At 59.6% G+C, this 15910-nt stretch carries 16 protein-coding genes; 7 read left to right on the forward strand and 9 right to left on the reverse strand.

All coding sequences use genetic code 11. The features are described from left to right. Positions 1-68: 68 nt before the first annotated feature. The 5 genes from GYN01_RS13790 (at position 69) to GYN01_RS13810 (ending at position 4673) form a co-directional block, all read left to right on the forward strand. Positions 69-374, forward strand: coding sequence for a MazG-like family protein (locus GYN01_RS13790; RefSeq protein WP_048364331.1), 306 nt, complete (start codon positions 69-71; stop codon positions 372-374). After that, complete coding sequence (locus GYN01_RS13795; protein WP_203307308.1) at positions 371-1120, forward strand: methyltransferase domain-containing protein; 750 nt, start codon at positions 371-373, stop codon at positions 1118-1120. Before GYN01_RS13790 ends, GYN01_RS13795 begins: the two co-directional genes overlap by 4 nt. 24 nt (positions 1121-1144) lie before the next feature. Then, positions 1145-1771, forward strand: a complete 627-nt coding sequence (locus GYN01_RS13800) for a DUF4136 domain-containing protein (protein WP_048364333.1) — start codon at positions 1145-1147, stop codon at positions 1769-1771. Positions 1772-1795: 24 nt separating this feature from the next. Beyond that, a complete protein-coding gene (locus tag GYN01_RS13805; RefSeq protein WP_048364334.1) occupies positions 1796-2395 on the forward strand; it encodes a DUF4136 domain-containing protein in 600 nt (199 codons plus the stop codon). Positions 2396-2669: 274 nt separating this feature from the next. Further along, positions 2670-4673, forward strand: a complete 2004-nt coding sequence (locus tag GYN01_RS13810; protein ID WP_048364335.1) for a pilus assembly protein TadG-related protein — start codon at positions 2670-2672, stop codon at positions 4671-4673. Here the strand turns inward: GYN01_RS13810 and GYN01_RS13815 are convergent. Continuing rightward, positions 4670-7423, reverse strand: a complete 2754-nt coding sequence (locus tag GYN01_RS13815; RefSeq protein ID WP_203307309.1) for a PAS domain-containing sensor histidine kinase — start codon at positions 7421-7423, stop codon at positions 4670-4672. The two genes, GYN01_RS13810 and GYN01_RS13815, sit on opposite strands and share 4 nt — an antisense overlap. Continuing rightward, complete coding sequence (locus tag GYN01_RS13820; protein ID WP_048364337.1) at positions 7420-7860, reverse strand: TadE/TadG family type IV pilus assembly protein; 441 nt, start codon at positions 7858-7860, stop codon at positions 7420-7422. Before GYN01_RS13820 ends, GYN01_RS13815 begins: the two co-directional genes overlap by 4 nt. Before the next feature lie 71 nt (positions 7861-7931). Here GYN01_RS13820 and GYN01_RS13825 point away from each other — a divergent pair, with 71 nt between their 5' ends. Beyond that, a complete protein-coding gene (locus GYN01_RS13825) occupies positions 7932-8405 on the forward strand; it encodes a prepilin peptidase (RefSeq protein WP_203307310.1) in 474 nt (157 codons plus the stop codon). 119 nt (positions 8406-8524) lie between these two features. After that, positions 8525-9304, forward strand: coding sequence for a response regulator transcription factor (locus GYN01_RS13830; protein ID WP_420850434.1), 780 nt, complete (start codon positions 8525-8527; stop codon positions 9302-9304). Positions 9305-9431: 127 nt separating this feature from the next. Here GYN01_RS13830 and GYN01_RS13835 read toward each other — a convergent pair whose 3' ends face one another. Genes GYN01_RS13835 through GYN01_RS13865 form a run of 7 tightly spaced genes read right to left on the reverse strand, consistent with a single transcriptional unit; the run spans position 9432 to position 15890 of the window. Then, entirely contained in the window at positions 9432-9701 is a 270-nt protein-coding gene (locus tag GYN01_RS13835; RefSeq protein WP_203307311.1) for a DUF3613 domain-containing protein, read from the reverse strand. 13 nt (positions 9702-9714) lie between these two features. Continuing rightward, on the reverse strand, positions 9715-10407 hold the full coding sequence (locus GYN01_RS13840) for a tetratricopeptide repeat protein (protein ID WP_203307312.1): 693 nt from the start codon (positions 10405-10407) through the stop codon (positions 9715-9717). A gap of 14 nt (positions 10408-10421) precedes the next feature. Further along, the gene (locus GYN01_RS13845; protein ID WP_048364341.1) at positions 10422-11306 is read right to left on the reverse strand and encodes a type II secretion system F family protein; all 885 of its coding nucleotides are present in this window, start codon (positions 11304-11306) and stop codon (positions 10422-10424) included. Between the two features lies 1 nt (position 11307). Next, a complete protein-coding gene (locus tag GYN01_RS13850; RefSeq protein WP_203307313.1) occupies positions 11308-12192 on the reverse strand; it encodes a type II secretion system F family protein in 885 nt (294 codons plus the stop codon). A gap of 10 nt (positions 12193-12202) precedes the next feature. Continuing rightward, complete coding sequence (locus GYN01_RS13855) at positions 12203-13480, reverse strand: TadA family conjugal transfer-associated ATPase (RefSeq protein ID WP_048364343.1); 1278 nt, start codon at positions 13478-13480, stop codon at positions 12203-12205. Next, a complete protein-coding gene (locus tag GYN01_RS13860) occupies positions 13477-14667 on the reverse strand; it encodes a CpaE/TadZ family protein (RefSeq protein WP_203307314.1) in 1191 nt (396 codons plus the stop codon). The genes GYN01_RS13855 and GYN01_RS13860 overlap by 4 nt, the downstream gene beginning before the upstream one ends. Next, a complete protein-coding gene (locus GYN01_RS13865) occupies positions 14664-15890 on the reverse strand; it encodes a type II and III secretion system protein family protein (protein ID WP_203307315.1) in 1227 nt (408 codons plus the stop codon). Before GYN01_RS13865 ends, GYN01_RS13860 begins: the two co-directional genes overlap by 4 nt. Positions 15891-15910 lie beyond the last annotated feature (20 nt).

Genomic DNA, 15910 nt, shown 5'->3' on the forward strand with positions numbered 1-15910 from the left:
GACAGCGACTACTTGCACACACGCGCATTCAGTCGCAAGCTTTGCGCCTTCTGGAGAGCACACCTGCAATGAACCTCGACGAACTGACCCAACGCCTGCACCGTATCCGCGATAACAACGACTGGAAACCCTTTCACAGCCCGAAAAACCTGGCCATGGCGGCCAGCGTCGAAATGGCCGAGCTGGTGGAAATTTTTCAATGGCTGAGTGAAGACCAGTCGCGCCAGCTCCCGGCTGAAAAACTGGCGCACGCCGGTCAGGAAGTAGGCGATATCGTGTTGTATCTGTTGTTGCTGTGCAGCGAACTGGGCCTGGACATGAACGAAGTGGTGCGCAGTAAATTAGCCGACAGCGAAAGGCGTTTCAGCAAATGAGTGACCGTCACTTCGATCAACTGGCCACCCGCTTCGCCGAAAAAATCTACGGCGGCGCCAAAGGAGCCATTCGCCTGGCCGTGTTACAGGCCGACCTTGAAGAGTCGCTGCCAAAACGCCCGTTGCGCGTGCTGGATATTGGCGCGGGGCTTGGGCATATGTCGCTGTGGCTGGCCCAGCAAGGCCACGACGTGACCCTGGCCGAACCGGCCGCGCCCATGCTCGACGGCGCACGTGAGCGCTTCGCCGAAGCAGGCCAAAGCGCTACGTTCATTCAAGCCTCATGGCAAGAACTGCTGGGCCAACTGACTGAGCCTTACGACCTGGTGCTGTGCCATGCGGTCCTTGAATGGCTGGCCGAACCCCACGCGATCTTGCCCGTGCTGCATCAACTGACCGCCAAAGACGGCTGGCTGTCACTGGCGTTTTATAACCGCGATGCGCTGATCTATCGCAACTTGCTCAAGGGTCACTTTCGCAAGATGCGCAAGAACGACATGGCCGGCGAAAAACAAAGCCTCACCCCACAGCAGCCGCTCGACCCACGGGAGCTGGCGACGGCGATGCAAAGCTTATGGCAGGTCGAAACACACAGTGGCGTGCGCGTGTTTCACGACTACATGCCGGTCGAGTTCCAGGCGCGCGCCGAACTTGACGCGTTGGTTGAAATGGAACTGGCGCACCGTCGCCATCCCGCCTTCGCAGGTTTGGGCCGCTACCTGCATTGGGTGTGCCGCCCGGTTTAATCGCTCACGTTTGAGGGGAGCCTCATGTATCGCTGCGTTGGGTTAATTGTGTTGAGCCTGGGGCTGGGCGCCTGCCAAAGCCCCAACCCTTATACCGCCACCTCGCTGCCGATGCCGGCTGCACCGGCGCATGCCGCCAATGCAGTGGACTTAAGCGCCTACCCGCCACCGCCCCGCGATTACGGCCGCTACCAAAGCTGGGGCTGGCTCAAGGGTCGCCTGCCCGCAGGGACGGCGTGGGCCGACTCGGCACAGATCGCTGACGCGGTGAACAATGCGCTCGATCAACGCGGCTTGCGCCCGGCGCGGCCCAACCAGGCGCCTGACCTGTGGGTGAGCGCAGATTTACACACAGAAAAACGCTTGCGTCAGGTTCAGGACGACTATGGTTATGGGGCAGGATACGGCGGGGTCTATGGAGACCGTTATGGTCGCTATGGCAACCAATACGGTATGTACAACACCGTGCCCATCGTGCGGACCTACGAAGTGGAAGTCATGGTAGTGCAGCTCAGCCTGTATGACGGTAAAACCGGCGAACCCGTGTGGAGTTCCAGCGCTGAAACCAGCAGTAAGGGCAGCCTGAGCGAACGCGAAAAAGCGTTGCGCGAATCGTTGAACACAGCAACACAGGCCTATCCTCCTCATTAAGACTTGTTGAAGTGGAGAGTCATCATGCTACGTCGTATCGCGCTCGTGGGGCTGGCGCTGTTACTCAGCGCTTGCGAATCCATGCACGTCACACACGATTACAACCCTTCAGTCGACTTTGCCAACTACCAGACGTGGGCCTGGAAAGAACCCGCCCTGCAATTTGTGCCCAATAACCCGATGCTTAAAAGCGACCTGACCCTGCAACGCATCACGCAGGCGGTGGCGTATCAGCTGGACCAGCGCGGGTTGCGCCAGGTGACGCCGGCTACCAAGGCAGACCTGTGGGTGCAGACCTACCTGATCGTCGCCGAGCGCCAGGAGCAAGTGGTCACGAACTACGGTTATGGCTACGGCGGCCCTTGGGGTGGCCCGTGGGGCGGTTATTGGGGCGGCCCATGGGAAGGTTACTGGGGCCGCCCGGCTTACGATGAGGTGCGCAACATCAACTACCAGGTGGGCACATTGCAGATCGATCTGATAGATGCCAAAACCGACAAGCTGGTGTGGCGCGGCAGTGCTGAAAAGGTGGTCGACACCAGCCCGACGCCACAAGAGCGCAGCGCAGCCATCCATGAAGCCGTGAGCAAAATCCTCAGCGACTACCCGCCTAAGCCGAAATAGGGCCACGGGTGCGCATCGTTAATCGCTGACGATTAGTGCGCGGCTGCGTAGCGGTCGTAAACCCTGGAATGCGGTGCATCAAGCACAGCGCCTTCATCAGGTTAACGATCGCTTCGCACTCGCACGTTGCCTTCGCCCACTGCGACGGTGGGCATTAGTTGCCCGCTCAGTCACCAAAGCTGGCAACTCGCCAGCGCACGGCGCACACCTTGACTACACTCCTTTTCACCCTTGGAGAGTTGCGCTCGGCAGCAAGCCGGCAAAGGAGTGCTCGATGTCTCCCCAATTGCGTGGCGTGTGCTTAAGCAGCCCCCGGCAACAACGGGGTGCAATCGGCTTGATCGCAGCACTGACCCTGGGCTTGGTGCTGTTGTTCATGTTGCTGGTGGTGGACAGCGGCCGTTTGTATCTGGAACAACGCAAGTTGCAACGGGTCGCCGATGTGGCCGTGCTCGAAGCCGTCAGCCGGGGCGGTAATTGTGTAGCCGCCGCTGGTTCGAACACCGCCACGGTCTACTCCGTCGCCAGCGCCACACGCAACAGCTTCACGCCCTCCACCACACAAACGGTGAGCGCCACCTGCGGCACGCTGATTACCGGCAGCGACAAACTGCGCACGTTCAGTGCCGATGCGAGCAAGTCCGACGCCATCCGCGTGATCACCACCACGGTGGTCCCGACCAGCGTCGCGGGTGGGTTATGGGATCTGTTTTCCAAAGGCACCTTTGGCTTTAACACCCGGCTAACGGCCAGTGCGGTGGGGGCGTCACCCAACGCCACACTGGCGCAAATCAGCATTCGCAGTACGTTGGCGAGTGTCACCACAAATTCACAGGCCGCCGTGCTCAACGCAGTGATCGGCGGGCTGGCAGGGGGGAGTCTCAACCTGACCGTGGGGGGCTGGGATGGACTGATCAAGAGTGATATCAACTTGCTCAGCTATATGAACCAGTTAGCCATTGACCTGAAATTAAGCGCAGGGGATTACACCAGTCTGCTTGCAGCCAAAACCAACCTGACGCAACTTATCCAAACCGCCGCCACCGTAATGAACATTAACGGCGCCACAGCAGAGGTGAAAGCCGCCTTACTGGGCTTAGAGACCGCCGTGAAACTGAACCCGGCCGTGGTCACATTAGGGGACTTGCTCAAGCTGCAAACTGCAAGTTCCACCGCCGGGCTAGACGCCAATCTACAACTGATGCAGTTGCTTCAAGCATTCCTTCAGGTGGCGAATGCCAACAATGCCGTAGCCCTGACGTTGCCGGTCAATATCCCGGGCGTTCTGAGCGTCACCGTGCGTTTGAAAGTGATAGAACCACCGCAATTTTCAGTGGTGGGCGACCCAAGCAAGCAAAACCTCTTCGTACGTACAGCGCAAGTTCGGGCACTGATTTCGTTGAACGTTCCGTTATTGAGCAACATCGCCGGTTTAACCAATGCCATCACCGACCTCGTCGGCGGTCTGACGCCGGTCCTCAACAGTCTGCTAAGCCTCAATCTGGTCACCACACTGGGTAATGCGCTTTGCCTGCTGGGTGCTGGTTGCCAACAGCTCGACGTTCTTCTGCTACCCACCCCGCAAATTGATATCAGTGTTGATGCCGCCTCTGCCACTGCGCAGGTCACAGGGTATACCTGCCCGACAGGCAGCAGCGGCACCAAGAGTTTGACGGTTGCAACGACCAAGTCGTTGGCAACCATCCGGGTAGGTAAAATTGATCCTGTCACGGCATTCGCTTCCAGCGCCCCGCCTACGCCTCTGGCGGTGCCGATTGTGGATGTGGGGATAAAAACGTGTCACCGCATTCTGGGCCTGATCGGCACCTGCGGCGATCGCACCCCATTCGCAGGGGGCGGAATCGGCCTGACGGTGAACGCACAGGTTGCTCCGTCGCCCTCTTCGCAGACGCTGATCTTCTCTAAAAACAGCGTCCCGGATTCCACCCCTACAAATCTCAAGCTGCCACCGACCATTCAAAGCACACCGGCCACCCAAGACGTTATCAACAGCCTGGGTACGACCCTGGCGGGTGTGAAAATTCAGGCGTATACCCCGTCGAACAATAATCCGTTAAGCACCGTTGTCCAAACTGCGACAAACGCCATCAGTGGAGTTGTGACGCTGCTTTTACCTTCGCTGACCAGTTTGCTGGGTTCTCTGCTGGACCCCATTGTTAACAGTCTGCTAAAGACCCTCGGCATCAGCCTGGTCGATGTACAAATCGGCGCGAACCTCACCTGCGGGCAAGGCGGGCGTGCTCAGTTGGTGCTTTAAGCGGTTGCAACCGCGCCCGGCAACGTCACGCAAAACCGTGCCCCGTGTTCGGTGTTGCTGACGCTCAGACGCCCGCCCATGTTGTCGATGATCCCGTAGCTCACCGACAGCCCCAGCCCGGTGCCAACGCCAATCGGTTTGGTGGTGAAGAAAGGCTCAAAAATGCGTTCCAGCAACCGCGGATCAATCCCGCCCGCGTTGTCTTGGACCCATAGCTTTACAGCGTCGTGATCCGGTTGCAGGCCAAGGGCGATCCAGGGCTGGAAGTCGCGATCAGTCTCACGTTTGCTCAGCAGCGCATCACGGGCATTGACCACCAGGTTGATCAGCACTTGCTCCAGTTGATCGACGTGACCGCGCACTTGCGTCAGGCTGTCCAGCCCTTCACAACGCACCTCAACCCCTTTGCCCCGCAACCCTTCACTGAGCAACGACAAGGTGCCTTCGACGGCAACGGCAGGGTTGAACAGGTGTTGCTCTATTTCCGAACGCCGCCCAAATACCCGCATGTGATCCACCACCCGCGCAGCCCGTTGCACTTGGGCGTCGATGCGGTTGAGCTTGTCTTGCAAGTAATCAATTTGCACGTCCCCGTTGCTCAGGCGTTTGAGCACGTTGACGATGGCCATGCGCATCACGTTCAACGGCTGGTTGATCTCGTGCGCCAGCCCGGTCGCCATCTCGCCCAAGGTGGCCATTTTCGCGCTTTGGGTGAGTTGCTGTTGCGCACGGCGCACCTCGGTGTTGTCGCGCCCCACGGCCTGCACTTCGATCAATTGCCCCTGCGCATCAAATACGCCACGGTCCGACCACACCCACCATGCGTGTTCACGCCCCGGCAGTTGCAGGCTGATTTCGGCGGTGCTGACCGGGAACTCGGGGGTCAACGTGGCCAGGCGCTGTACAAACGCCTGATGCTGCTGCGCCGATAACCAACGGCTCAAATTGATCCCCGGCAGTTGTTGCGGCGCGCACTCCAGATAAGTCGCCAAGGGGCGGTTGCCAAAGCTCAGGGTCAAGTCGGGGCTGTAGCGACAAATCATCGCCGGGGAGTCTTCGACCAGCATGCGGTAACGCTCTTCGCTGTGCCTGACCCGCTCAGCGGCCTCGCTCGCTTCGGTGATGTCCAGCCACAAGCCCACCGCTTCGACAGGCAAGCCCAAATCGTCGCGCAGCAGCCTGGCCTCATCGAGCAGCCAGTGATAAGCGCCGCCTCGATCACGCAGTCGATAGCGGCTGCTCACGCTGCCTTCACGCAGCAATTGGCGGGTGCGTGCGAAGTACTGTTCGCGGTCGTCGGGGTGCACCCACTCAATTAATTCGGCTGCCGTGCATTCTTCCAGCGTCCAGCCCAGCAAGGGCTGCAAACTGGCGCTGAAGAAGACGGGCAGTAACGCGCCCTCGGCATAACGTTGTACATAAATCACTGCGGGCGAACTGGCGATCAGGTTGTCGAGCCGGGCATGCGCCGCAGCCGCCTGTTGCTGCTGGTTTTTAATGTCGCTGACATCGAGCATATAACCCACGATGCGTCGCGCGTCGCCTGCCCCCAGCACTTGCCCCTGAAGGCGATACCACATCGCAGGTTGTGTGCTGTCAGCCTGATGCAACCGGGCGCACAGCAAGCAGGCCTTGTCATGCACCAGCAGCTCATTGAAACGGCTGGCCACTTCATCGCGATCGGCCGGGTGAAACAGTCCCAGCCATTGCTCGCGAGACAAATAAGCGCTCTGCCCCGGCACCACACTGGCCGCCAATGGCGGCGCCAGCTGGAGTTGCTCAAGGGCGGGCGACCACTCCCACCAGCCGCTGCCCAGTAACCCTTGCAACGCCTCCATGCGCTCCATCTGCCGGGCATGTTGAACCTCACGCAAGCGCCCCAGCAACGGCCCTGCCAACGCCGCGCAGACTTGCAACCAATCGTTATCGCCCATCGCGGGCGGATGCGCAGAGGCCGGGTACATCCCCAACAACAACCACGCGCACACGCCCTGATGATCGCTGTAAGGCACCAAAAAACCGTCGGCATTGCCGAACAACCCGTTGAGCCTTGAATGTTCGCGGTTGCCGTGAAGGGGTTCAAAGCGCTGGGGAGCCTGGCCGTAAAGGCTGTCGAGTGCGCTGCCGGCGGGTTGATCGACCTCCCAGAGCGCCGGGGCGTCATGGCGATGAAACGCGCTGTAGATCGTCCATCCCGTTTGCGCGTTATCCGCTAAGGCCAAGGCGACGCACGGCACATGCCAGAGCTGCGCCACCTGTTGCAGCATGTCGCTCACCACCGCCTGTAAACGTGAAGGGATGCATTGGCGCACTTGCTCGCTCATGTGCGTGGTGAGCAGTTGGCAACGTTCACGACTGCGGGCCTGTTGATTGCCCAGCAAGAGGTCGCTGATGTCCAACAGTTGCAGCAGCCAGCCGTCAGCCTGCGGTTGCACCCAGCCCCGGGTGTGCACAACGTGGCTGCCTGCCCCTTGAAACGTGAGATCCAGGCTTTGGCCCTGCCAGTCCACTGGCGTGCCTTCGAGTGCCTGCGTGCTGCCGGGCACCAGATAATCAATCAACAAACGCGCAGGGCCATTGCCCATGACCACACCGTGATGCTGCGCGCCGTGTATTTCCAGAACATGGCCCTGGGGGTCGAGCCGCACTTCAATCCCCGCCTCCAGGCGCGGCGCCGAACGGGCGGGCACAGGTAAACCCTCATGAGTACGACCCAGCAGGCGCCCGAACAAACGCTCGCCGGTGATCAAAATTGCAGGCTCGACTGGGCCGTCAACGTCGTCGGCAGACTGGGCACCCTGATGTTACCCGGCAGCACCAGCACTGGCAGGACCGCACTCAGCGCCGACGACGGCAGGCTGACTGTGACCGTCAAAACACCCGCGCTGTAAACCGCCGTTTTCTGCACGCTGCCCTTCAGGCCCGCAGGGACCCATGACAGTTGTTCGCCCAGCACGGTCAGCGCGCGCGCCTGCACATCCGCGGTGTACGTACTGGGTGACACGGTGGGGTCCAGCGCCACACTGCGGCGCACCGCCTCAGCTGTCGAGTGATGGAATGATTGCATCAGCAACAGCGGCAAGCTGTAGCTGACAACCGCGTAAAAAACTGCAAAAAACACCACAAACACCAGCGCAAACTCGATGGCAGCCGCGCCTTTTTGTTTTGTGCGAAGGCCTGTTTTCATGACTGCGTCTACCCTGACAACCACACGTCATATCAGCATAGAATCATTCGCCAAAAAGGGACGCCGAATACGTGACGCAATTAATCGTTCTGTTCATGTGGTTATCGGCGTGTGCCATTCAAGACCTGTATCAGCGCCAGATCGCCAACACCTTAACGTTGGGTGGCACAGGGCTGGCGTTGTTGTACCTGATCTGGAACGGCCATACCTGGCTCGGCGCACCGGCCAGCGAGGGCGGCTTGGCCCTGCTGATTGTGCTGCTGTTGACCCTGCCCGGTTACGCGCTCCATAAATTCGGCGCCGGTGACGTGAAGCTGCTGATCGCACTTGCTCTGGCAACCGATCGTCTGACGGTACTGGGCACGTTTATCGGTGCCGGTGTGTGCTTGCTGTCGTGGACTCTTTTCGCGTCAAAAATATTCCCGCTGATCTATCAACGGGTTACACCCTCTGAAACCCCGCCCCTGGATGCTGCGCCAAAAAAAGTCCCCTTCGCGCCCTTCCTGCTAGCAGGTTTTAGCCTGACGACACTGTGCCTGGCGTAGTTCAAACGTAGGATTAGCTCCATGTACAGCGTGGGAAAGTAGGTCTACTTTTAAACAAGCTTCCTCAAGAAGAGGACAGCTGGACGCCCTTAATTGGCTTGCCAGGCATGGAGTAACGCGTGAACACGCCCAGTCCTCTAATAAAAGTAATGGTGGTCGATGATCAACCGTTGATTGTCGAAGAACTCTGCGAGTTTCTGGAGAGCAGCGGTTACCGTTGCGTGCCATGTGAATCGGGCCGTGAGGCGCTCGAAAGCTTCAAGGACGACCCTGAGATTGGTCTGGTGCTGTGTGATTTGCACATGCCCGACATGAATGGCATCGAACTGACGCAACACCTGCAAAAATTCGCGGGCAAAAAAAGGCTGTTTGAAAGCATCCTCCTCACCGGTCGCGCAGACAAACAAGACGTGATCAAAGCGTTGCGTTGCGGGGTCGCCGACTACTATCAAAAACCGGTCGACCTCAACGAATTACTCGAAGGCATTCAGCGTCAGGAAGCACTGTTGCGCGAACGAATGAAGAATGAGCAACTCGGGCATATGAACCAGAAGCTACAGTTCCTGGCCGACTCCATTGACGACCTCTACCAAGACATGGAAGCCGTGCGCCGCCCGCCTCGTGCCACCTCCAGCGACACGGGCTCCAGCGATGACAGCAACGCCTTGATGCCTGCCATCCTCCAGCAACTGTCGCCGCGCCAATTGGACGTGGCCCGGTTGGTGGGCAAAGGCCAGACCAACTATCAAATTGCCTGTGATCTGGGCATCACTGAAAACACCGTCAAATTGTATGTCTCACAGGTACTGCGCCTGACCCACATGAACAACCGTACTCAGTTGGCACTGGCCTTGTCCCCCAACGCCAACGCGCAGCAGCACCGGTTGACGGCGCACTGACCCTTTGCGTTCTGTAGGCGCTCCGCCAGCCGGAGCGCCGGGGTTGAAGCCGCCGCACGCAACCTGCGCTAGCGGCTACGCACTGCCTCCAGGCCGTCATCCGATACCTGGGCCGTGACAGCCCCCATCAATTAGACGTGCCGCTCCCGCCACTCGATTCCTGTTTGTAATACTCGGGAATCTCATGCTCATAACTTTTCAACAAGCGTTGCAGGCTTTGTTCGCGCTCTTGCGGGGTGACCGTCTGCGGCACGGCTGACTGCGCCTTACCACTGACCTGTAACTGCAACCAGTTTTCGGTTTCTTGCTGATAGGTGGACGACGGCCCGGGCTCGATGGCCCACACGCTCATCGGCATGACGGCCAATAACAACCCCATACGCACGGTTAACGACATGGCACACCTCCAATTATTTTATGGCTGCAACCTGATCACTGGCCGCTTTGGCTGGCGCCTTGAGCGCTTGGGCGCGCGTTTGGGCATCGCTCACGTGTTGCGGGGTCAAACCGGCACGCGTGACCAGCTCCGCCGCCTGCTGCCAGTTGTCTTGATAGATCAACAACGTCACCAAATTCAACGCCGCCAACCCGTCATCTTCCTTGCTCAGTTCCAATGCCGTCAGAAACTCAAAACGCGCATCGTCAACACGCAACAAATTCAGATACACCACGCCCAAGTCATTGCGGATGTTGGCATCGGTGGGCGCCAGCCGGGCGGCATTTTGCAGATAAGTCAGCGCCTGTGCGTTGTCCCCACGCCCCACCGCCAACTGGCCCAGGCCATGCTCACCGTCAGCCGCCAAACAGGTGCCCAGCAATCCGCGATACAGCGGCTCAGCTTCGCTGCGCCCCAACTGGCGATAAATGCGCGCCTTGCGCAACTGCACTTGCCCGTAGCGCTCGGGCAGGCTTTGCAGGTTGGCCAGGCTGGCGTGCAGCTTGCCTTGCTTGGCCATGTCATCCGCCAGGTTCATGGACAGCTCCTGATCGCCACTCAACTTGGCGCAACTGCTGTTCAGGGCCAGCCACGGCGGGTTACTGGCCCCAGGGGTCGCGCAGCCGCCTAACATCAGCAGCCCAAACGCAGCGATCACAGCTTTCATGCACACACTCCTGATCATGAGCCAAAGGCCCGTGAGATCGCGATAATGCTCGGCCCGCCCAATACCATCAGCAAGGCCGGGAACAGAAACAACATCATGACCACCGACATCTTGGCCGACATTTTTGAGATGTATTCCTGCATACGTGTGAGGCGTCGGTCATCCAGCAGGCTTTTCAGTGCCTGCAATGACTTCATCGCGCCGCCCCCCTGTTGAATCAACTGCTGAAGAATCACACACGTATCATCAAACTCGTCCACGGCCAGCAAGCTCGCGGCTTTTTGCAGTTCCTGGCTCAGCTCCAGCCCCGAGTCCACCCGGGCCAGCACCAGTCGCAACTCTGCTGTCAGCACCGGCAATAACTGTCGTGCTTCTTGGCTCAGCACCCGCAAAGCCTGCTCAACCGCCATGCCGGACTCAAACAGGATGCGCAGCAACGGGATAAACGTTGAAACTTCAGTGGCCACCTGCCGCTGACGCCGGGCAGCCGCGAAAGCCAATAACCGCTTGGGCAGCAGATAGCCGACAGCCATGCCTAAAAGCAACACGGCCCACACGTTGCCCGAGCGTGGATACAGCACTTCATGGCCCACAAACGTCAGCCCGGCCACCACCAACGGGGTGCCAATCTGAAACGCAGCAAACAGCGAGCGCTGACCCGCTGTGCGCCAGCCCACGCGGTTGAGCAGTGTCTGCGTTTCGGTGTCGAGGGTGATCGAGCGCTGGCCGATTTTGCTATTGCCCATCGCCCGCAGCCACACATTGAGCTTGCCGGCCCTGGTGGTCTCACCTTGTAATCGCTGGACCACACGCTGCTGACGCAGACGTTGCCGGATCACAGCATTGATCACCAGCGCCAAAGCGCACAGCAGTAAAACGGCACTGATCAGCAACGCCATGTCATACGCTCCTTACCATCCGCCACAGCGCTAAACTGCCCATCACCTGCATAGCCAGTGCCGCCAACAGTAAATGCTGCCCCGCTGAGTCGTTCCATAACTTGGGCAAATAGCCCGGGTTGGTCAGTGAGAAATACGCCAATAAGAGAATCGGCAGCACGCCAAGCACGATGGCCGTGATGCGCGTTTCACCGGTCATGGCCTTGAGTTGACGAGCGCCTTGGTCACGCTCGCGAATCAGCACAATCAGGTTTTCCAGCAATTCGCTGGCGTTGCCGCCATAGCGATGGTTGACCCTCAAGCCGAGCGCAAACAGACGAAACTCTTCACGTTCATACAACTGGGCAAAGTCTTGCACCGCGTCGGGCAAGCTCACGCCCAGCTGTACGTTGCGCGACACACGGCTGATGCCCGTTTTAAGCGGATCACTCGACGCCTCAATGGCCAGGAGCACGGCGTCAGCCAACGTGCGACCGGCCTTCAAGCTGCGCACGCAGTGATCAAGCAACTGCGGCAGTTGCTCAACCATGCGCCGCACCCGTCGGTCATAGCGCCAACTGATGAACACCCTCAACAGCAACGGCGGCAGCAACACACTGGCGATGAAAAATGACCACCCGCCCAGCAAACCAGCCACCGTGATCACACCCGCCCACAGGCCAATCCACAGCCCCAGGCGTTCAGAGGGGCGCCCTAACCCGGCTTGCAAAAAGGCCCGGTCCAACCAGGCCACGCCCACCGCCTTTGCGCCCGATTGAGGCTGCCCTTCGGCCAGGCGATCAAGCACCCGGCTGGTGGCAGGATCGCGCATCACATGAAAAACAATAAACAGCCCCAAACCGAACATCAGCACAGCGAGCAAGAGCAATATCAGGGCCGGGATCATGGGCAGCGCCTCAGCCGTGGAGATTCACAATCGGTTCACGACGCAATTTGTCGCCCGCCGGGTTGAGTGCTTCGCGCATAAAGCCAAAACCGGTGCGCCGGTCCAGTCGAAACAGGGTGTTAGTCACGTAGACGTCATCGCGCACGCCGACCACTTCCAGCACCTCGCTGACACAGCGGCGTCCATCGGGCATGCGCGTCAGTTGAATAATCACATCCAGGGCGGCGCAGATCATTTGGCGCAAGGTTTTCTCTGCCACCGTACGCCCGGTCAGGCCCACCAGGGTTTCCAGGCGCAACAGGGCATCCTGCGCGGTGTTGGCGTGCACGGTGCTCATCGAGCCGTCGTGGCCGGTGTTCATCGCCGTCAGCACATCGAGCACTTCGACGCCGCGAATCTCCCCCAGAATGATGCGGTCGGGGCGCATGCGCAGGGCGTTGCGAATCAAGTCGCTGGCTTTGACTTCGCCGTGGCCTTCGGCATTCGGCGGGCGGGTTTCCAGACGCACGACGTGCGGGTGCCCCAACTGCAATTCGGCGACGTCTTCAATGGTCACCAGGCGCTCGTACGGGTTGATCAACTGGCTGAGGATGTTGAGCAGCGTGGTCTTGCCGGTGCCCGTACCGCCGCTGATCAAAATGTTGCAGCGCTGGCCAACCGCCTCTTGAATAAACGCGTAAATCGCCTGGTCGATGGTTTGCATCGCCATCAGGTCAGTGCTTTTAAGCATGTCTTTACGAAACTTTCGAATCGACAGGCACGGGCCGTCCAGCGCAATCGGCGGGATGATCGCGTTCACTCGGCTGCCGTCCGGCATGCGCGCATCCACCATCGGCGAGGACTCATCGAGCCTGCGCCCCAGCGGCGCCAAAATACGCTGCATCACCCGTTCAACGTGGTGATCGTCAATAAAGCGCAGCTCGCTCTGGTGCAGGATGCCGTCGCGTTCAACAAACACCCGGTGCGGCCCGTTGACCAGAATTTCGGTAACGGCCGGGTCGCGCAGCAGCACTTCCAGCGGGCCGAAACCGGTCAGTTCGTCGACGATTTCTTCCGCCAAACGCTCCATTTCATAGCGCGAGATCGCCAGGTGCAGGCGGGATACGTACTCGGCAACTTTGTCCGTCACAAATTGCGACAACGCCTGACGGGAGTCTTCAAGCAGGTTTTTGCCGGACTCTTCGATCGCATCGATGATGTAGCGATGCAGCACCAGTTTCAGGCTGTCGTGATCGGCATGCCCATTCTTGGTATGCAGGCCCGCGCCGAATAATTTTTCGCCGCTCATTTAACCCCCCACAGACGGTTCAACCATTTGGCAGACGGTTTTTCCAGCCCCTCGGAACGTTTGGCAAAGCGCTCGCCCAAGGTTTTGAGGCCCTGACTCAGCGCTTCTCGCGGGGCCAACTCGAACAGGGTGGTGGCCTGGTTTTTGGCGTTCATGCGCAGTTCGTCGCTGGGGGGCAACGTGGCCAGTACTTCAAGGCCAAAACTTTTGGCCAGTGCATCGGCGTCCGGCGCGACGCCGCGCAGGTAACGGTCCACCAACAGTCGCGCATGTTCGAGCTTCATGCCCTTGGCGCGCCACAGGTTGAGAATGGCCAGGTTGCGGCGGCAATCGAGTACGTTTTGATCGGTGTACCACAGCAACTTGTCGCAATGGCTGACAAAGGTGCGCAAGGCTTCACTGTCAGGCTGGCCCGTGAGGTTCACCACAATGTGCTGAAAGTGCTGACGCAAGGCGCTGAGCAACATGTACAACTCGGCGGCGCTGGTGTGCTCCAGCGGTTCGTCGCTGTCACTGTAGGCCAAAATCCGCAGCCCGCCGGGGGCGGTGGTAAAGGCACTGTCGATCAGCGTGCTGTCCAGGCGGCGCAAATGCCGCAAGGCGTCGCCAAAGTAGAACGTGCTTTCAAGGCCCAACATCGCGATGCTGTCGCCACGCGGCAAACCCAAATCCAGCAACAGCGTGTGTTGACCGCTCTTTTGCACCACCAGCCCCAGATGACTGGCCAGCAACGCGCCGTCCGCATTGCACTGCGCGCTGTACATCACGGTCAGGCCACCCAGTTGCGCGTTCGGCGTGACCGCTGGCAGACGCTTGCTCAGGCGCCGCACCAGCCCTGAGACCTCGCTGGAACGCGAGCCATAGGCGACAAAGTCGCGCGCTCCGGCGCGCATGGCGTTGAGCACCAGTTGGTTGTCCATGCCATCGCCCAACGCAACAATCGCCAGCATCGGCTTGGCTTCCAGCGCGCCTTCAATCAACGCGCACTGGGCCACAACTTTTTCGCGGTCCAGCCCCACAAACACCAGCCCGGCGAAGGTCACATCCACCAGTGCCAGCAGCTCGTCCAGGCTGCTGGTGCCCGCCCCCACCACTTGCCCCAGCGGCGCCAGCGCCCCCTGTAACCATTCAAGATCGGTGTTGTTGCGCGTCAGTGCGAGAAACGTCTGGCTCAGGCTTTCGCTCATTTGGATAACCCGCTACGGCGATTGAAATTGCCGTTTTCAAGGAAATACAGGCGATACCAATTGGGGTCGTAGTTGCGCAGTTTTTCGCCAGGCAACGACGGCAGTTGCGCGTTGGCCGCCAAGGGTTGAATCAAATGCGGGGTGACAATCATCAGTAACTCGCGTTCTTCGCGGCTGATGTTGGAGGAGCGGAAAAACGCCCCTAGAATCGGGATATCGCCCAGGCCGGGGAATTTATCCACCTGGGAGCTGTTGCGCGAGCTGATCAACCCACTGATGACAAAACTCTCGCCATCGGCCAGGGATATGCTGGTGTCGGTGCGTCGCACCGTCAGACCGGGCACCAGCGTACCGGCGATGTTCACCGCATTGGTGTAATCCAGCTCGCTGACTTCGGGGGCGACTTTGAGCAGGATGCGATCACGGCTGACCACCGTCGGGGTCAAGGTCAGGCGGATACCGAACTCCTTGTACTCAATCGACACGTTATCGCTGCCGCTACTGGGCACCGGGATCGGCACCTCGCCTCCCGCCAGAAACGTCGCACTTTGACCGCTCAACGCGACCAGGCTTGGACGCGCCAGGGTGTAGGCAAAACCGCTGCCTTCCAGAGCATTGATCATCGCCCTTACCCGCCCGCCGCCAAAACCGATGTTGAAGTACTTGTTATTGGCGGGAGGGCCGCCCGTGATGATGTTTTCGGCCGTGGTAATCAGCGCGCCCGGCGAGCCGAGCAGAAAGTTGCTGCCCATGCCAAAAATCGAAGTACTGGCTTCCTGAAGCTTGGTGCGGCTGACTTCGACAAAACGAATGTCGGTCTGTACCTGACTGGGCAAGGTCGGGTCTTCAGAGGGTGCAAGGGACGCCGTGGTGAAGCCGCTGCTGGCCTTGCCTTTGACGAACACCATGCTCTGGCGTGGCGATTTGGAGCACGCGGTCCAGACCATCAAGCTGGTGGTGCCGGGGGCGACGCCCGTGAGCACAAAGGCACTGTCGCCATTGGCCTGCACATCGGCAATGGTCGGGTCGCCCACTGCAATGCGGGTAATGCTGACCGGGGAATCCAGTGCTTGCTGGGTGCCTTGCCCCACTTCCAATACGGAGGGCAATGCCCCCAATGACGCGCAACTGCCCGAGGCCGCCGAGGCCATTTGCACACACACACCAGTTAACACCAGCGTCCAGACAGCGCATTTGAACAGCGGCACACAACGTTGACTCATGCTGGGCTTCCTTGCAGATC

This window comes from Pseudomonas weihenstephanensis (assembly GCF_016812185.1).
Classification (GTDB): domain Bacteria; phylum Pseudomonadota; class Gammaproteobacteria; order Pseudomonadales; family Pseudomonadaceae; genus Aquipseudomonas; species Aquipseudomonas weihenstephanensis.

What these genes read in the sequence shown, in the direction of transcription:
- GYN01_RS13845 (WP_048364341.1), bottom strand. Translation starts at nt 11,306, where the DNA reads ATGGCGTTGCTGATCAGTGCCGTTTTACTGCTGTGCGCTTTGGCGCTG.
- GYN01_RS13820 (WP_048364337.1), bottom strand. Translation starts at nt 7,860, where the DNA reads ATGAAAACAGGCCTTCGCACAAAACAAAAAGGCGCGGCTGCCATCGAG.
- GYN01_RS13855 (WP_048364343.1), bottom strand. Translation starts at nt 13,480, where the DNA reads ATGAGCGGCGAAAAATTATTCGGCGCGGGCCTGCATACCAAGAATGGG.
- GYN01_RS13790 (WP_048364331.1), top strand. Translation starts at nt 69, where the DNA reads ATGAACCTCGACGAACTGACCCAACGCCTGCACCGTATCCGCGATAAC.
- GYN01_RS13805 (WP_048364334.1), top strand. Translation starts at nt 1,796, where the DNA reads ATGCTACGTCGTATCGCGCTCGTGGGGCTGGCGCTGTTACTCAGCGCT.
- GYN01_RS13800 (WP_048364333.1), top strand. Translation starts at nt 1,145, where the DNA reads ATGTATCGCTGCGTTGGGTTAATTGTGTTGAGCCTGGGGCTGGGCGCC.
- GYN01_RS13865 (WP_203307315.1), bottom strand. Translation starts at nt 15,890, where the DNA reads ATGAGTCAACGTTGTGTGCCGCTGTTCAAATGCGCTGTCTGGACGCTG.
- GYN01_RS13810 (WP_048364335.1), top strand. Translation starts at nt 2,670, where the DNA reads ATGTCTCCCCAATTGCGTGGCGTGTGCTTAAGCAGCCCCCGGCAACAA.
- GYN01_RS13840 (WP_203307312.1), bottom strand. Translation starts at nt 10,407, where the DNA reads ATGAAAGCTGTGATCGCTGCGTTTGGGCTGCTGATGTTAGGCGGCTGC.
- GYN01_RS13835 (WP_203307311.1), bottom strand. Translation starts at nt 9,701, where the DNA reads ATGTCGTTAACCGTGCGTATGGGGTTGTTATTGGCCGTCATGCCGATG.
- GYN01_RS13860 (WP_203307314.1), bottom strand. Translation starts at nt 14,667, where the DNA reads ATGAGCGAAAGCCTGAGCCAGACGTTTCTCGCACTGACGCGCAACAAC.
- GYN01_RS13850 (WP_203307313.1), bottom strand. Translation starts at nt 12,192, where the DNA reads ATGATCCCGGCCCTGATATTGCTCTTGCTCGCTGTGCTGATGTTCGGT.
- GYN01_RS13795 (WP_203307308.1), top strand. Translation starts at nt 371, where the DNA reads ATGAGTGACCGTCACTTCGATCAACTGGCCACCCGCTTCGCCGAAAAA.